Origin of the sequence: Streptomyces sp. NPDC058326, from assembly GCF_042879855.1 — a bacterium.
In the GTDB taxonomy this organism is placed as follows: domain Bacteria; phylum Actinomycetota; class Actinomycetes; order Streptomycetales; family Streptomycetaceae; genus Streptomyces.
Genome location: NZ_JBHVZO010000007.1, coordinates 238,181 through 252,472, shown reverse-complemented (window position 1 = coordinate 252,472; position 14,292 = coordinate 238,181). Strand labels below are relative to the sequence as shown.

At 72.7% G+C, this 14,292-nt stretch carries 13 protein-coding genes; 9 read left to right on the top strand and 4 right to left on the bottom strand.

Going from position 1 to position 14,292, the window contains the following annotated elements:
- Positions 1-81 precede the first annotated feature (81 nt).
- Together lon and ACFVYX_RS16385 are read left to right on the top strand one after the other, a co-directional pair.
- Positions 82-2,493 (top strand): endopeptidase La, encoded by a 2,412-nt coding sequence (lon, locus tag ACFVYX_RS16390; RefSeq protein ID WP_389682033.1) that lies wholly within the window; start codon positions 82-84, stop codon positions 2,491-2,493.
- Positions 2,494-2,635: 142 nt separating this feature from the next.
- Complete coding sequence (locus ACFVYX_RS16385) at positions 2,636-3,340, top strand: DUF4240 domain-containing protein (protein WP_389682032.1); 705 nt, start codon at positions 2,636-2,638, stop codon at positions 3,338-3,340.
- Here ACFVYX_RS16385 and ACFVYX_RS16380 read toward each other — a convergent pair.
- Both ACFVYX_RS16380 and ACFVYX_RS16375 read right to left on the bottom strand, forming a co-directional pair.
- Entirely contained in the window at positions 3,337-4,209 is an 873-nt protein-coding gene (locus ACFVYX_RS16380) for a lytic polysaccharide monooxygenase (RefSeq protein WP_389682031.1), read from the bottom strand. The genes ACFVYX_RS16385 and ACFVYX_RS16380 overlap by 4 nt on opposite strands.
- Positions 4,210-4,404: 195 nt before the next feature.
- Positions 4,405-5,232 carry a lysozyme gene (locus tag ACFVYX_RS16375; RefSeq protein ID WP_389682030.1) on the bottom strand — a complete coding sequence of 276 codons (828 nt, stop codon included), beginning with the start codon at positions 5,230-5,232 and terminating at the stop codon, positions 4,405-4,407.
- A 231-nt stretch (positions 5,233-5,463) separates the two neighbouring features.
- Here ACFVYX_RS16375 and ACFVYX_RS16370 point away from each other — a divergent pair, with 231 nt between their 5' ends.
- Positions 5,464-5,946: a MarR family winged helix-turn-helix transcriptional regulator gene (locus ACFVYX_RS16370; protein ID WP_389682101.1), complete on the top strand. Its 483-nt coding sequence runs from the start codon at positions 5,464-5,466 to the stop codon at positions 5,944-5,946.
- 76 nt (positions 5,947-6,022) lie between these two features.
- On the opposite strand, the gene ACFVYX_RS16365 is transcribed toward ACFVYX_RS16370, so the two are convergent.
- A complete protein-coding gene (locus ACFVYX_RS16365; protein WP_389682029.1) occupies positions 6,023-6,814 on the bottom strand; it encodes a hypothetical protein in 792 nt (263 codons plus the stop codon).
- A 360-nt stretch (positions 6,815-7,174) separates the two neighbouring features.
- On the opposite strand from ACFVYX_RS16365, the gene ACFVYX_RS16360 reads away from it, so the two are divergent.
- From ACFVYX_RS16360 to ACFVYX_RS16340, 5 genes are all read left to right on the top strand, one after another.
- On the top strand, positions 7,175-10,126 hold the full coding sequence (locus tag ACFVYX_RS16360; RefSeq protein WP_389682028.1) for a nitrate- and nitrite sensing domain-containing protein: 2,952 nt from the start codon (positions 7,175-7,177) through the stop codon (positions 10,124-10,126).
- The gene (locus tag ACFVYX_RS16355) at positions 10,123-10,614 is read left to right on the top strand and encodes a roadblock/LC7 domain-containing protein (RefSeq protein WP_389682027.1); all 492 of its coding nucleotides are present in this window, start codon (positions 10,123-10,125) and stop codon (positions 10,612-10,614) included. The genes ACFVYX_RS16360 and ACFVYX_RS16355 overlap by 4 nt, the downstream gene beginning before the upstream one ends.
- On the top strand, positions 10,611-11,033 hold the full coding sequence (locus ACFVYX_RS16350) for a DUF742 domain-containing protein (RefSeq protein ID WP_389682026.1): 423 nt from the start codon (positions 10,611-10,613) through the stop codon (positions 11,031-11,033). Before ACFVYX_RS16355 ends, ACFVYX_RS16350 begins: the two co-directional genes overlap by 4 nt.
- A 91-nt stretch (positions 11,034-11,124) precedes the next feature.
- Complete coding sequence (locus ACFVYX_RS16345; protein WP_389682100.1) at positions 11,125-11,712, top strand: ATP/GTP-binding protein; 588 nt, start codon at positions 11,125-11,127, stop codon at positions 11,710-11,712.
- Between the two features lie 29 nt (positions 11,713-11,741).
- Entirely contained in the window at positions 11,742-12,977 is a 1,236-nt protein-coding gene (locus ACFVYX_RS16340) for a styrene monooxygenase/indole monooxygenase family protein (RefSeq protein WP_389682025.1), read from the top strand.
- A gap of 117 nt (positions 12,978-13,094) precedes the next feature.
- Here ACFVYX_RS16340 and ACFVYX_RS16335 read toward each other — a convergent pair whose 3' ends face one another.
- Positions 13,095-13,766: a DUF4097 family beta strand repeat-containing protein gene (locus ACFVYX_RS16335; RefSeq protein WP_389682024.1), complete on the bottom strand. Its 672-nt coding sequence runs from the start codon at positions 13,764-13,766 to the stop codon at positions 13,095-13,097.
- A gap of 238 nt (positions 13,767-14,004) precedes the next feature.
- Here ACFVYX_RS16335 and ACFVYX_RS16330 point away from each other — a divergent pair, with 238 nt between their 5' ends.
- Entirely contained in the window at positions 14,005-14,274 is a 270-nt protein-coding gene (locus tag ACFVYX_RS16330; RefSeq protein ID WP_389682023.1) for a DUF6584 family protein, read from the top strand.
- The last annotated feature ends 18 nt before the right edge of the window (positions 14,275-14,292 follow it).

The following is a 14,292-nucleotide window of genomic DNA, read 5'->3' as shown; positions in this document are numbered from 1 at the left end:
AGCGAACAGGCCTCCGGGAACATCCACCGGCTCACATGCATTGAGTCCGTATAACTCAACTTGACTGCCGAAGGGGAGATCATGGCTTCTGCGTCCACGCCGTCCGTGCCGCTCACTCTGCCCGTACTGCCGCTCGACGACGAGGTCGTGCTGCCCGGAATGGTGGTGCCCCTCGACCTCTCCGACAACGACGTACGGGCCGCCGTCGAGGCCGCCCAGGCCGCCGCACGGTCCGGCACCGGCAAGCCCAGGGTCCTGCTCGTCCCCCGGGTCGACGGCACCTACGCGGCGACCGGCGTCCTCGGCACCGTCGAGCAGGTCGGCCGCCTCTCCGACGGCGACCCCGGCGCGCTGATCCGCGCCCTCGGCCGCGTACGCATCGGCGCCGGAACGACCGGGCCAGGCGCGGCCCTGTGGGTCGAGGGCAGCACCGTCGAGGAGACCCTGCCCGACCCGCTGCCCGGTCAGGTCACCGACCTGGTCAAGGAGTACAAGGCGCTGGCCACCAGCTGGCTCAAGAAGCGCGGCGCCTGGCAGGTCGTCGACCGCGTCCAGCAGATCGACGGCGTCGGCGCCCTCGCCGACAACTCCGGCTACTCGCCCTTCCTCAGCGTCGAGCAGAAGGTCGCGCTCCTGGAGACCGCCGACCCCGTCGCCCGCCTCAAGCTCGCCACCGCCCAGCTCCGCGAGCACCTCGCCGAGCAGGACGTCGCCGAGACCATCGCCAAGGACGTTCAGGAAGGCGTCGACAAGCAGCAGCGTGAATTCCTGCTCCGCCGCCAGCTCGAAGCCGTCCGCAAGGAACTCCGCGACCTCAACGGCGAGGCGGAGGGCGACGAGTCCGACGACTACCGCGCCCGCGTGGAGGCCGCAGACCTGCCCGAGAAGGTCAGGGAGGCCGCCCTCAAGGAGGTCGAGAAGCTGGAGCGGTCCAGCGACCAGTCCCCCGAGGGCTCCTGGATCCGCACCTGGCTGGACACCGTCCTCGAACTCCCCTGGAACGAGCGCACGGAGGACCGGTACGACATCCGCGGCGCCCGCGCCGTCCTCGACGCCGAGCACGCCGGCCTCGACGACGTGAAGGAACGCATCACCGAGTACCTCGCCGTGCGCAAGCGGCGCTCCGAGCGCGGCCTCGGTGTGGTCGGCGGCCGCCGCGGCGGCGCCGTCCTCGCCCTCGTCGGCCCGCCCGGCGTCGGCAAGACCTCCCTCGGCGAGTCCGTCGCCCACGCGATGGGACGCGAGTTCGTCCGGGTCGCCCTCGGCGGCGTACGGGACGAGGCGGAGATCCGCGGCCACCGCAGGACCTACGTCGGCGCACTGCCCGGACGTATCGTCCGCGCCATCAAGGAGGCCGGGTCCATGAACCCGGTGGTCCTCCTCGACGAGATCGACAAGGTCGGCTCCGACTTCCGCGGCGACCCCGCGGCGGCGCTCCTCGAAGTCCTCGACCCGGCACAGAACCACACCTTCCGCGACCACTACCTGGAGGTCGAACTCGACCTCTCCGACGTCGTCTTCCTCGCCACCGCCAACGTCCTCGAAGCCATCCCCGAGGCCCTCCTCGACCGCATGGAGCTGGTCAGGCTCGACGGCTACACCGAGGACGAGAAGATCGTCATCGCCCGCGACCACCTGCTGCCCCGGCAGCTGGAGCGGGCCGGCCTCGAGCCCGGCGAGGTCGCCCTGGAGGACGCGAGCCTGCGCAAGCTGGCCGGCGAGTACACCCGGGAGGCGGGCGTCCGCACCCTGGAGCGCGCGCTGTCCCGGCTGCTCCGCAAGGTCGCGGCCCAGCACGAACTGGGCGACCGCGAGCTCCCGTTCACGGTCACCCCGGACGACCTGCGGGAGCTGATCGGACGGCCGCACCACGTGCCGGAGTCGGCCCAGGACCCGGCGGAGCGCCGCACCGCGGTGCCCGGCGTCGCCACCGGTCTCGCCGTGACCGGCGCGGGCGGTGACGTCCTCTTCGTCGAGGCGTCCCTCGCCGACCCGGAGACCGGCGCCGCGGGCCTTACCCTCACCGGTCAGCTGGGCGACGTGATGAAGGAGTCGGCGCAGATCGCGCTCTCCTTCCTCCGCTCGCACGGCGCGGAACTGGAGCTGCCCGTCACCGGTCTCAAGGACCGGGGCGTGCACATCCACTTCCCGGCGGGCGCGGTCCCCAAGGACGGGCCGAGCGCGGGCGTCACCATGACGACCGCCCTGGCCTCCCTGCTGAGCGGGCGCCTGGTCCGCACGGACGTGGCCATGACCGGCGAGGTCTCCCTCACCGGCCGGGTCCTCCCGATCGGCGGAGTGAAGCAGAAGCTGCTCGCCGCGCACCGGGCGGGCATCACGACCGTCGTGATCCCCAAGCGGAACGAGGCCGACCTGGACGACGTCCCGGCCGAGATCCTGGAGAAGCTGGAGGTCCACCCGGTGGCCGACGTCCGGCAGGTCCTGGAGATCGCGCTGGCACCGGCGAAGGTGGCGGTGGGGGTCGCCGCCTGACGCCATGACGGCAGGGGTGGCCGCCCGGCGCCCCGAGGCAGGGGCGACGCGGAGCGTCCACCGGAGCGGGGTGTCCTTTCACGGGGCACCCCGCTCCGGTGCGCGTACCCGGATGTCACTGGAGGCTGTCATGCTCGTACGCATGAACGACGACGCCTTCTGGGCTCTCATCGACGAGTTGAGCCGCCGACCCGGCGACCGGGAGGAGCGGCAGGAGTGGCTGCGCGAGGAGCTGATGCGGCGGCCCGTCTCCGAGGCCGTGCACTTCCAGGTGCGCCTCGAGGAGGCGTGCGGGCGGGCCGACACGCGCGCCCTTTGGCGTGCGGCGAACCGGATCGAGAGCGGTGCCTGCACCGACGACGGCTTCCACTACTTCACGCTCTGGCTGGTGGGGCAGGGGCGGAAGGTGTACGAGTCGATCCTCGCCGACCCGGACGCACTGGCCGACGTGCCGGAGGTACGGGCCCTCGTGGGGCGGCACCGGGACGAGTGGGACGACGACGAGTGGCTGGAGTGGGAGGAGCTCGACTACGTGGCCCAGGACGCGTACGACGAGCTGACCGACCAGGACGACGACGACGGCGAGGAGTTCCTCGACGCGGTCGAGGAGGCGGCCGAGGAGCTCGCGGAGCTGTCGGGCGGGCTGCCGGACGACGGGCCCGAGGACTTGTCGGACGAGTTCCCCGAGGACTTTCCCGGGGATTTCCCGGGGGACTCCCCGGGAGGGTTCCCCGACGATTTCTCCCGTGAACGGGAAGAGGGCGACGACCCCCGGGGGGCTCGCGCGGAGGGGGTGGCGCTTCCCCGGCTCACCGCCCTCTTCCCGCCCGGGCCCTCCGGCTCCTAGGAGGCGGAGGAGTTGCGGCGGCGGCCGAGGAGCAGGCTGCCCGCCCCGAAGGCGGCGAGGGCGCCCGCGCCCGCGAGGGCCGGGGGGAGCGGCGAGGACGGGGTGGCCGCGGCCTCGGCGGAGAGGGCGGGCGCCCGCTCGTCGCCGCCGTGGCCCGCGTGGCTCACGGTGGACAGCTCCGCGCCCGCCGCGATCCTCGCCTCGGTCGGCGCCTGGGCCCGCTGCGCCGCCGTGCCGCCGAAGGTGACGTCCGAGCAGCTGTAGAAGGCCTCGGGGCTGTCGCTGCGCTGCCACACCTTGTAGACGATGTGGCGGCCGGTACGGGCGGGCAGGTGGCCCGTGAAGTCGTAGAAGCCGTTGGTGGCGGTGCGGGTGGTGGCGTACACGGCGACGGGGGTCGCGTCGAGGTCCGACCACTTGAGGGGCCGGGTCGGGTCGAAGCCCGGCTTGGTGATGTAGACGGTCATCGTGCCGGAGTGGGCGGCCGTCACTCGGACCTTGAAGTCGAAGGAGCCCGCGCTGACCGCCGTGGCCGGCCAGTCGGTGCGGGCCCAGTCCAGGGCCCGGTACTTCTCGCGGTTCGCCGAGCAGAGCTTGCCGTCGGGGATGAGGGCCTGGTGCTGCCCGGCGGCGTTCGCGATGTTGACCTCGTTCCAGTCGTAGAGCGGCTGGGTGCCGGAGTCGGCGACGAGGTCCTTGCACACCTGTGACCTGGGCGTCTCGGGGCCCTCCGCGTAACACGCGGCCACCCGGCTGACGGGGTTGAAGACGGCTCCGTGGGCGCTCGCCGCGGTGGGGGTGAGGCTGACGAGCGCGGCTGCGGCGGACAGCGCGGCGGCGCCGGTGACGGTGCGGCGGGAGGACGGCATGCGGGGGCTCTCTCTCGTGCGTGGGGGAGGACGGGACGAGCAACGCGCGCTGAGCGTACGGACGTTGAGCGTCCGTGCGATCGTCGAAGAGACTCGCATTGGTCCATACCAATGGGCAAGAGGGAGGGCGGAAAAAGCCGGAGCGGCCCCCGGGGTGCCGCACACCCGGAGGCCGCCGCGGAGGGGGCGGGGGCGTCAGCCGTTCGCGAGCGCCTGCACGCGCGACAGGTCGCCGTTGAAGTGGTTGTGGTCGCCGACCGTCGGACCGGACGAGGTGTACTGCCACATCGTGTAGTACGGCCAGCCGGCCGGGAGTTCGCCCACCGTGGAGGCGTACCGCGCGACCCACAGCGGATTGGTCGACCCGAAGCCGGAGTAGTTGCCGGTGCACTGGGTCCACCAGCTGGTCGCCGTGTAGATGACGGCGTCCCGGCCGGTCCGGTACTTGTAGCGGTTCACGAAGTCGCGGATCCAGGCCACCATCCCGGCCTGGGTCTTGCCGTAGCAGGTCGCCCCGTACGGGTTCCACTCGATGTCGAGCACGCCCGGCAGCGTCCTGCCGTCCTTCGACCACCCGCCGCCGTTGTTGACGAAGTAGTCGGCCTGGGCGGCGCCGGTCGTCGTGTCCGGGGTGGCGAAGTGGTACGAGCCGCGGATCATGCCGACGTTGTACGAGCCGTTGTACTGCTGGGCGAAGTAGGTGTTCTTGTAGTAGGTGCCCTCCGTCGCCTTGACGTAGGCCCACTTGACGCCGCTGTTCCACAGCGTGGACCAGGCGACGTTCCCCTGGTGGCTGGAGACGTCCACGCCTTCCGTCTGGACGGCGAGGGCCGTGGCGCCGCCGCTCGGCTTCGCGCCCTTGCCGTCGTGCGCGATCACGCCCATGCCCATGTAGGCGGAGCCGCGCACGGGCTTGCCGCCCGGGTCCTGGGCGGCACCGGCGGAGCCGGCGAGGGGCAGGAGGAGGGCCAGGGCCGCGAGCGCGGCGCCGGCGAGGGTCGTTCCGGATCTGTGCACACGCATGCGTGCCTCCGAAAGGCTCGGTGGGTGAGCGATGCCGGCATGTCCTGGTGTGGACATGTCATCGAGGACGCTACGCACGTAGACCCGGGTGGCGGAAGAGGGCCTGGATGCCGCCGTTGGTCTACGCCTGCGAAATACTGAAGGAGCTGCGGTGATGGCCGCGGCCGGAAGAAACTTTCAGCGGCCCGAAAGCTGCCGAGGGTCACCGGAGAACGCGTGGGAGGTGCTGACGTGCACGGAAGCGGTACGGGAAGTGACGGCAGGGTCGCACCGCCCGGCGCCGTCGACCCCGAGTTCCTCGCGCTCGAACGTGAGCTGGCCGTCTTCCTGCGGCGTGCCCGCGCCCAGTCCGGCGAGATGGCCCGCGAGGTCCACCCCGAGCTGGAGCCCGCCGCCTACGGGCTCTTCGTACGGCTCGACGACACCGGCCCCCAGCGGGCCACCGAACTCGCCGGCTACTTCGGGGTCGGCAAGGCCACCATGAGCCGCCAGCTCCGTGCCCTTGAGGACCTCGGGCTCGTCGCCCGCGACCCCGACCCCGCCGACGGCCGCGCCTCGCTCGTCAGGCTCACCGAGGAGGGCCGCCGGCGGTTCCGGCGCGTACGCGACGCCCGGCGTGAGCGATACGTCCGCAAGCTCACGGACTGGGACCGCGCCGAGGTCGCCGAACTCGCCCGGCTCCTGAACCACTTCAACGTCCGGTTCGAGGGCTGACGGGCCGACCGGCCGACCGCTCAGCCGTCCGGCCGGAGGGCCGACCGCTCAGACTCCGGGCCGGAGGGCCGACCGCTCAGCCGCCGGGCAGCTCCACGCAGGCGGCCGTCGCGTCGTCGTGCCGCTTCCAGCGGCGCACCCCGCCCGCTCGCTCGTCCGCCGCCTCAAGGGTCCGCACCCGGTGGAGCAGGCCGTGCGGCCCCTCCTCGCGCAGGACGCCGAAGCAGTCCGTCCAGTCGCCCTCCGCGAACAGATCCACCCAGCGGCTCGCCCCGTCCGTGAGCGCGGCCAGGGCCCGTACCTCCGCGCGCGGGGTCGTCCCGGTCACCGCCCGCTCCGCGACCGCCGGATCGGCCGCCGCGGTGAAGAAGCCGCCCTCCCGGTTCCGCAGCCGGTCCGTCGCCGCCAGGGAACGCAGGACCTCGGCCGGCACCCGGTCGAGCCGGTCGTCGAGCACGGCCCGTACCGCCCCGTCCGGGGACTCCAGGAGGAGGACGGAGTCGGAGAGGACCAGGTGCTCGACCGAGGTCTCGTTCCAGCGGGCGAGCACCACGGTCGCCTGGGGCGTACGTACGTGAGAAAGGTCACAGGTGTCGCGGTGGGCGTCCGCGGTGCGCCGGATTGCCAGCGACAGGACCCCGGACAGGGGCATGTCCGGCCGGGAAGCGGACAGTTCGGTCAAAGCTCCGCCCAGCCGCGCGGTGAACCACGGCACCGTGTGCACACAACCGTCATCCCCGGCGGGTGGGGTGACGCCGTCGAGGAGGACGACGGTTCCGCCGCAGCCCGAGGCGGGAAGGGTGACGGTGGCCCAGTCCTCGTTGGGGCGTTCGGGGCTGCCGGGGAGGGAGGCGACGTCGCTGCGCATGACGACCAGTGTGCCCGGCCCTTCGCGCTCCTTCACGAGACCTGCAGATGACCGGAAATGGCCTGTACCAAGCCGCCGAAGGGGCGCGCCGGAGGCGGAACGGCCGCCTCCGTGGAGCTGCGGGCGGGCATCCTGCCAAAGCACGCGCGGAAGATCCAACCGGGGGGCCCTCAGGGGCCCGGGGCGCCGCCCGGAGAAGTTGTTCACCAACTCAGGAGTGTTGTTCACTCGTTCGGGTGGCGGAGCGGCCGATGCGCGCCTCCTTCCCAGAAGCGCTGGAATGGTCGGAAGCCGTACCAGGGGTGGGGGCGCTCCATGTGACCGGCCGTCATCTCTGCTTTGTGGGCGGACGAGTCAAGAATGCGAGCACCGGTGCAGATGAAGCGGCCTCGGAGCAAGAACGGCGCGCGGAGCCAGACCCCCGGTGTGACGACGAGCCCGGACGGCGGCGCTGCCACGGCGCCCACCGGCGACGCCACCCCGGGCGCCGCCCCCGGCCCGGCCGCGATCACCCCGGCCGGCGTCCCCGCCGGCCGCCCCAAGCGCGTCCGCAACCGTCTGGTCGCCGGCGTCGCCCTCGTCGGTGTCACGGTCCTCGCCGCCGGAGCTCCCGCGATCCTCGCCGCCTCCACCGAGCTCACCGCCTCCCAGCGCCTGGTCACCCTCGCCGAACTCGACCGGCAGGCCGTCACCCTGGCCCACTCCCTCGCCGACGAGCGCGACGAGGTCGTCGCCTACATCGCCGCGGGCCGCGACGCCCAGAGCGGCGACGCCAAGGACAAGCGCCAGGTCACCAGCGTCCGGTCCACCCGGGTCGACCGGCAGATCGACGAGATCAGGCCCGCCGCCTCCGCCGAACTCCGCCGCGACCTCGCCGGCGTCCCCTCCGTCCGCCGCGCCGCCCTCACCGGCAAGGGCACCGCCGTGGAGGCCCACCGGGCGTACTCCGAGGTCATCGGCAAACTCCAGGCCCTCGCCGACGAACTGGCCGACAAGGCCCCGGCCCGCGCCTCCGACGCCGCGCTCACCGGAGCGACCCGCGCCCCCGCCGCCCTCGGCCGCGCCGTCGAACAGGCCTCTGCCACCCGTGGTCTGCTCCTCGCCGCGCTCTCCGTACCGCAGCCCGAGCCCACCGGGGACGTCCACTACGACCCCCAGACGGGCACCTACGTCCCCGACGTCCCCGAGGGCACCGCCGAGGCCGAGCGGGCCCGTGACGTCCTCGCCGCCGCCGCCCAGCAGGCCCGCGTCCGCGAACTCGCCGCCCTCGGCGACTTCGACCAGGCCGCCGGCTCCACCGCCCGCGACTCCCTCGCCGCCACCGTCACGGGGCCCGACGTCAAGAGCGCCGAGCGCCTCCTCGCCTCCCTCACCGACCAGCCCCGGCTGACGGAGACCGAGCGCGAGACCGACCGGGCCGGCCTCGAGGCGGCCCTCTCCGCCCGTATCGAGCAGATGCGCGGCGTCGAGTCCGCCCTCGCCGCCGAGCGGGTCGAACGGCTCGGCGCGCTCCGCGACGACGACGTCACCGCCCTCGAACTGCGCATCGCCTTCCTCGGCGGCTGCCTGCTCGTCGCCATCGGCATCTCCACCTACGTCGCCCGCACCCTCACCCGGCCGCTCGCGGTCCTCCGCATCGGCGCCGCCCGGCTCGCCGGAGCCCCCGCGCCGCACACCGAGGAGCCGGTCCGCTTCACCGGCCGCAACGACGAGTTCGCCCAGGCCGTCCGTTCCCTCAACACCCTGCACGGCAAGCTCTCCGGCCTCGCCGCGCACACCGAGCGGCTCACCGGGGACCAGGCGGAGCTCGCCGCGGCCAAGGAAGCCCTCGGCGCCGAGCTCGCCACCCAGCGCGCCGAACTGCAGGGCCGGGTCACCCTCCTCACCGCCGAGCTCGAACGGCTCAGGGGCACCGTCCACCACACCTTCGTCAACCTCTCGCTGCGCAGCCTCGGGCTCGTCGAGCGGCAGCTCGGCGTCATCGAGAAGCTGGAGGAGCGCGAGCAGGACCCGGACCGCCTCGCCACCCTCTTCAAGCTCGACCACATGGCGACCGTCATGCGCCGCCACAGCGAGAACCTCCTCGTCCTCGCCGGGCACGAGCACGTCCACGGCCACGCCGGGCCCGTCCCGCTCGTGGACGTGCTGCGCGCCGCCGTCAGCGAGATCGAGCGGTACGAGCGGGTCACCATCCAGTCCCTTCCGCCGCACGCCCAGGTCGCCGGCTTCGCCGCGGACGACCTGAGCCACCTCATCGCGGAGCTCCTGGAGAACGCGACCTCCTTCTCGCCGCCCGACGCCGAGGTCCAGCTCTCCGGCTGGCTCCTGGAGTCCGGCGAGGTGATGCTCTCCGTGCAGGACGCGGGCATCGGCATGACCGCCTCCCGGCTCGCCGAGCTGAACGCGCGTCTGGCGGAGGCCGACCCGGCCGCCTTCGAGGGCGAGGGCCTCGGCATGCGTGTCGTCGCCCTGCTCGCCGCCCGCCACGGCGTCCGCGTCGAGCTTCGCGAGCAGAAGCCGGGCGGCACGGCGGCCGTCGTGGTCCTGCCGGAACCCCTGCTGCCGACCGCCCCGCCGACCACCGTCACGGAGCCCGTACGGGTGGCGGGCGCGGCGCCCTCGCTCCAGCTGCCCGGCTCGGTCGCGGAGGCCAACTCCAACACGCTGCCGTCCCGCACGCGGGACCCGCTCGTGGAGGCGGCGGAGCGGGCGTTCCTGGCGGCGGAGGTGAACGCGGCGAAGGAACAGCGGGAGCCGGAGACGGCTCACGACGCGCCCGAACCCGCGTACGACGCGCCCGAGCCCGCGTACGCGGAGACCGAGCCGTCGTACGAAACCCCCCTCGGGGAGTCCGTCTCGGAGACCACGCTCCAGGTCCGGCTGCCGGAGCCGCCGCCGGAGCCGGACGCCCACGAGCGCGCCACCGACCCCGCGCCGTACGCGGAGCCGATACACACGGAGCCCCCGGCCCCGTACGACCCGGCCCCGTCCGGCTCCGCCCCGTCCGACCCGGAGCCGGTCGCCGACCAGCCGGTTCCCGGGCCGCGTCCCGCCCAGTGGGAGCGGATCACGGACAAGGGCCTGCCCAAGCGCACCCCGCAGGTGGTCCGCCAGGCCGGCGCCGCCGCCACGCCCCGCAAGGGCGGCGTGGACGCCGAGGCCCTGCGCCGCCGGCTCGGCGGCTTCCACAAGGGCGCCGAGGCCGGGCGCCGCGACGTGGAGGCGGAGATGGACACGGCGCGGACAGAAGACGTAGAGCCTGCACGTACAGAGGAGATGACGGGGGACACAGTCGAGGAGGCACGCAGTTGACTGCGACGGGAACGTTCGGACTGAGCACGGAAGCCCGCAACCTGCAATGGCTGCTGGGAAACCTGGTGGAGGAGGTGCCCGGCGTCCACTCGGTCGCCGTCGTCTCCTCGGACGGCCTGATGCTGCTCTCGTCCGACCCGGCCATCCAGCAGAGCACGACGGCCGCCGCCGAAGCCGGCCGTCCCGACGGGCCGCGCGGCTCCAGCGCCGACCTGGCCACCATCGTCTCCGGCATCGGCAGCCTGACCGTCGGCGCCGCCCGTCTGATGGACGGCGGCGGGGTCAAGCAGACCATGGTGGCGATGGAGGAGGGCAGCGTCTTCGTGATGTCGATCAGCGACGGTTCGCTGCTCGGCGTCCACGCCACGCCCGACTGCGACATGAGCGTGGTGGCCTACCACATGGCGCTCTTCGTGGGCCGCGCCGGTCACGTACTCACCCCCGAAGTCCGCAGTGAGCTGCGCAAATCGATGGAGAGCACCCAGTGACGTCCGCATCCTCGGCGTATCACGCCCATCGCCTGCCGGTACGGGGAGACGGGCGGCGCCCCGCGCGCGTACGCCCGTACTCGCTGACCGGCGGCCGTACCCGCTTCGGACACGTCCTGCTCGTCGAGACCTTCGTGGCGGCGCTCGAGGCGCCCGCCGTGCGCAAGGTCCTGACGGACGGCGGGCCCGGTGCCCGCGGTCTGATGCCGGAGATGCGGGCCATCGTCGAGATCTGTCGCCGCATGCGGACGGTCGCGGAGATCTCGGCACTGTTGAAGATGCCGTTGGGGGTCGTCCGGGTGCTGCTCAGCGACCTGGCCGACCAGGGAAAGATCCGTGTGTACGGGACCGGCCACGCCACCGGCCAGCCCGACCGCGCGCTCCTCGAAAGGGTGCTGAGTGGACTCCGTCGTCTCTGACGCCTCCGCCGTCTCCGACTCACCGTCGGTCGCCGGCATCCCCGCGCAGCCCAAGGCCGATCCGTTCGAACGGGATACCGCCGGCCCGGCGGTGGAGGACGGCGCGCAGGACTGGCAGCTCGACCACACCCGTGCCCCGATCGCGACGAAGATCGTCGTCGCGGGCGGTTTCGGCGTCGGCAAGACCACGTTCGTGCGCGCGGTCTCGGAGATCACCCCGCTCCAGACCGAGGCCCTGATGACGCGGGCGAGCGAGGACACCGACGACCTCACCGCCACCCCGGACAAGCTCACCACCACGGTGGCGATGGACTTCGGCCGGATCACGCTCGACAACGACCTGGTGCTGTACGTCTTCGGCACGCCGGGGCAGCAGCGCTTCTGGTTCATGTGGGACGACCTGGTGCGCGGGGCGATCGGCGCGATCGTGCTCGCCGACACCCGCCGGCTCACCGACTGCTTCCCGGCCCTCGACTACTTCGAGAGCTGTGGGCTTCCGTACATCGTGGCCGTCAACCACTTCGAGGGTACGGAGCTGTTCGAGCCGGAGGACGTCAGGGAGGCTCTGACCGTGCCGCCCCACGTACCCGTGGTGATCATGGACGCGCGCAAGCGGTACAGCGTCGTCGAGAGCCTGCTCGCGATGGTCGCGCACGCGCTCGAAGCCACCCCCGAATAGTCCTCACCGTCACGCCAGGAGCACCACCCATGCGGAAGATACTCATAGTCGGCGCCGGCCAGTCCGGTCTGCAGCTCGCCCTCGGACTCCAGTCCTCGGGGTACGAGGTCACCCTCATGTCGAACCGGACGGCCGACGAGATCCGGTCCGGCCGGGTCATGTCCACCCAGTGCATGTTCGACACCGCGCTCCAGCACGAGCGTGACCTCGGCCTCGACTTCTGGGCGTCCCAGGCCCCGCGCATCGAGGGCCTCGGCGTCTCCGTCGCCGCCCCGGACGCCGGCCGGGCGATCGACTGGGTCGGGAAGCTCGACGGGTACGCCCAGTCCGTCGACCAGCGCGTGAAGATGGCCGGCTGGATGGAGACCTTCGCCCAGCGCGGCGGCCAGCTGGTCATCCACGGCGCGGCCGTCGGCGACCTCGACTACTTCTCCCGCAGCTACGACCTGGTGCTCGTCGCGGCGGGCAAGGGCGAGCTGGTCACCATGTTCGGCCGGGACGCGTCCCGTTCCCCGTACAGCGAGCCGCAGCGCGCCCTCGCCGTCGCGTACGTCCACGGCCTCGGCCCGCGCCCCGAGCACCCCGAATTCGACGCGGTGCGCTGCAACATCGTCCCGGGCGTCGGCGAACTGTTCGTCATGCCGACCCTCACCATCGGCGGCCGCGCCGACATCCTCTTCTGGGAGGGCATCCCGGGCGGCCCCCTCGACGCCTTCCAGGGCGTCAAGGACCCGGCGGAGCACCTGTCGCTGACCCTTGAGCTGATGGAGCGGTTCACGCCCTGGGAGTACGCGCGGGCCACCAAGGTCGAACTGACCGACGCCGGCGGCACCCTCGCCGGCCGGTACGCGCCGACCGTCCGCAACCCCGTCGGCCGGCTGCCCGGCGGCGGCCTGGTCCTCGGTGTCGCCGACGTCGTCGTCGCCAACGACCCGATCACCGGCCAGGGCTCCAACTCGGCGTCCAAGTGCGCCGCCGCGTACCTCGCCGCCATCGTCGAGCACGGCGACAGGCCCTTCGACGAGGAGTGGATGCGGGGCGCCTTCGACCGCTACTGGCAGACGGCCCAGCACGTCACCAAGTGGACGAACGCGATGCTGGCCCCGCCGCCGGAGCACGTCCTGAACCTGCTCGGCGCGGCCGGCGGGCTCCAGCCCGTCGCCGACCGCGTCGCGAACGGCTTCGACGACCCGGCCGACTTCGAGAACTTCTTCTTCGACCCGGAGAAGGCGTCCGCGTATCTGGCGTCGGTCGCCGCGGGCTGACACCGCGCGCCCGGGGAAACCTGAGAAGGGCGGCGTACGCCGACGTGATGTCGGGGTGCGCCGCCCTTGCGTGTGCGGGCGTCATGGAGGGGCCGCTCGGTGCGGGGGCGGGACGGGTCAGAGGCTGCGGGCGGTGATGTCGCCGTAGGCGGTGGTGGCGCGGATGTTCAGGGCGGCGGCGGGGCCTTCGGCGTTCTGGAGGGAGTTGTGGATCCGGCCGTAGGAGGTGCCGGCGTCGAGGGTGGCGGAGACTCCGCGGGCGGCGCCGACCTGGATCTCGCCGGCCTCGGTGCGCAGGGTGACCGTGCCGCGCATGGCCTCGGTGACGCGCAGGTCGCCCTTGCGGGTGCTGATCTGCGCGGGGCCGCCCAGCCGGCCGACGGTGATGTCGCCGGCGGCGAGGGTGAGGCGGGCGCCCGCGGTCTCGTCGAGCTTGACCGTGCCCTGCGCGCTCTCGAAGGTGACGTCACCGAGGCGGCCGACACCCCGGAGTTCCGCGGTGGCCGCCTTGGCCTCGACGCGGGAGCCGGCGGGCAGCTGGACGGTGACCTCGACGGACCCGGGGTGACCGAGGACCCGGTTCTTCGCCTCCGGGGCCTCGATCCGCAGGACGCCGTCGGCGTAGGCGACCGTGACCCGCTCCGCCGCCCTCACGTCACGGCTCCTGGAGGCGTGGGCGGGCCGGATCTCGACCGTGGTGTCGGCGCGGTCGGCGGCGATGAACCGGATCTCTCCGGCGGGGATGTCGAGGACGGCGGAGATCGGGGCGGTGGTGTCGAACTTCTGCATGGTCTCTTCCTTCGGCTTGTCGTTTCTGTTGAGTGAAACGCTACGTTGCGTTCACGGTCTCGGCAACATGCATGCTGCGCGATATCGCTATACATGCAGGTGAAACGTAAGAAATCGTTGCGATGGCCATGGCGAGTAATGCAATGCCGCAGGTCTGTTCGTTGCAATGGATTGACAGCGAACGCTATGACGAGGCCTCCGGCGAGGGACTCCGCCCCCGATGGCCGATGATGTGCGCATGCCCGTGCCGAACACCCTGGCCCGCGTGGACGAGGACCTGACCGCCGGCCGTGTGCCCATGGCGCGTCAGCGTCTGCGCGGCCTCATCTCGTCCTACCCGCAGGACCTGACGCTCCGCCGCCGTCTGGCCGAGGTGTACCGGCTCTACGGCGAGGCGCCCTCCGAGCCGTGGACGGTCGGCGGCGTGCTGGCGGGCGCCGGCTGCCTCGTCGGGGTCGTCGCCTTCCTGGCGGTCTGGGTGATCGGCGTCATCGCCCTCTTCGACTGAGACCCGGGCGCCCCCGGC

Excerpts from the sequence above, each read along its gene's own strand:
- lon (WP_389682033.1), top strand. The coding sequence starts at position 82 with ATGGCTTCTGCGTCCACGCCGTCCGTGCCGCTCACTCTGCCCGTACTG.
- ACFVYX_RS16385 (WP_389682032.1), top strand. The coding sequence starts at position 2,636 with ATGAACGACGACGCCTTCTGGGCTCTCATCGACGAGTTGAGCCGCCGA.
- ACFVYX_RS16380 (WP_389682031.1), bottom strand. The coding sequence starts at position 4,209 with ATGCCGTCCTCCCGCCGCACCGTCACCGGCGCCGCCGCGCTGTCCGCC.
- ACFVYX_RS16375 (WP_389682030.1), bottom strand. The coding sequence starts at position 5,232 with ATGCGTGTGCACAGATCCGGAACGACCCTCGCCGGCGCCGCGCTCGCG.
- ACFVYX_RS16365 (WP_389682029.1), bottom strand. The coding sequence starts at position 6,814 with ATGCGCAGCGACGTCGCCTCCCTCCCCGGCAGCCCCGAACGCCCCAAC.
- ACFVYX_RS16360 (WP_389682028.1), top strand. The coding sequence starts at position 7,175 with ATGCGAGCACCGGTGCAGATGAAGCGGCCTCGGAGCAAGAACGGCGCG.
- ACFVYX_RS16340 (WP_389682025.1), top strand. The coding sequence starts at position 11,742 with ATGCGGAAGATACTCATAGTCGGCGCCGGCCAGTCCGGTCTGCAGCTC.
- ACFVYX_RS16335 (WP_389682024.1), bottom strand. The coding sequence starts at position 13,766 with ATGCAGAAGTTCGACACCACCGCCCCGATCTCCGCCGTCCTCGACATC.
- ACFVYX_RS16330 (WP_389682023.1), top strand. The coding sequence starts at position 14,005 with ATGCCCGTGCCGAACACCCTGGCCCGCGTGGACGAGGACCTGACCGCC.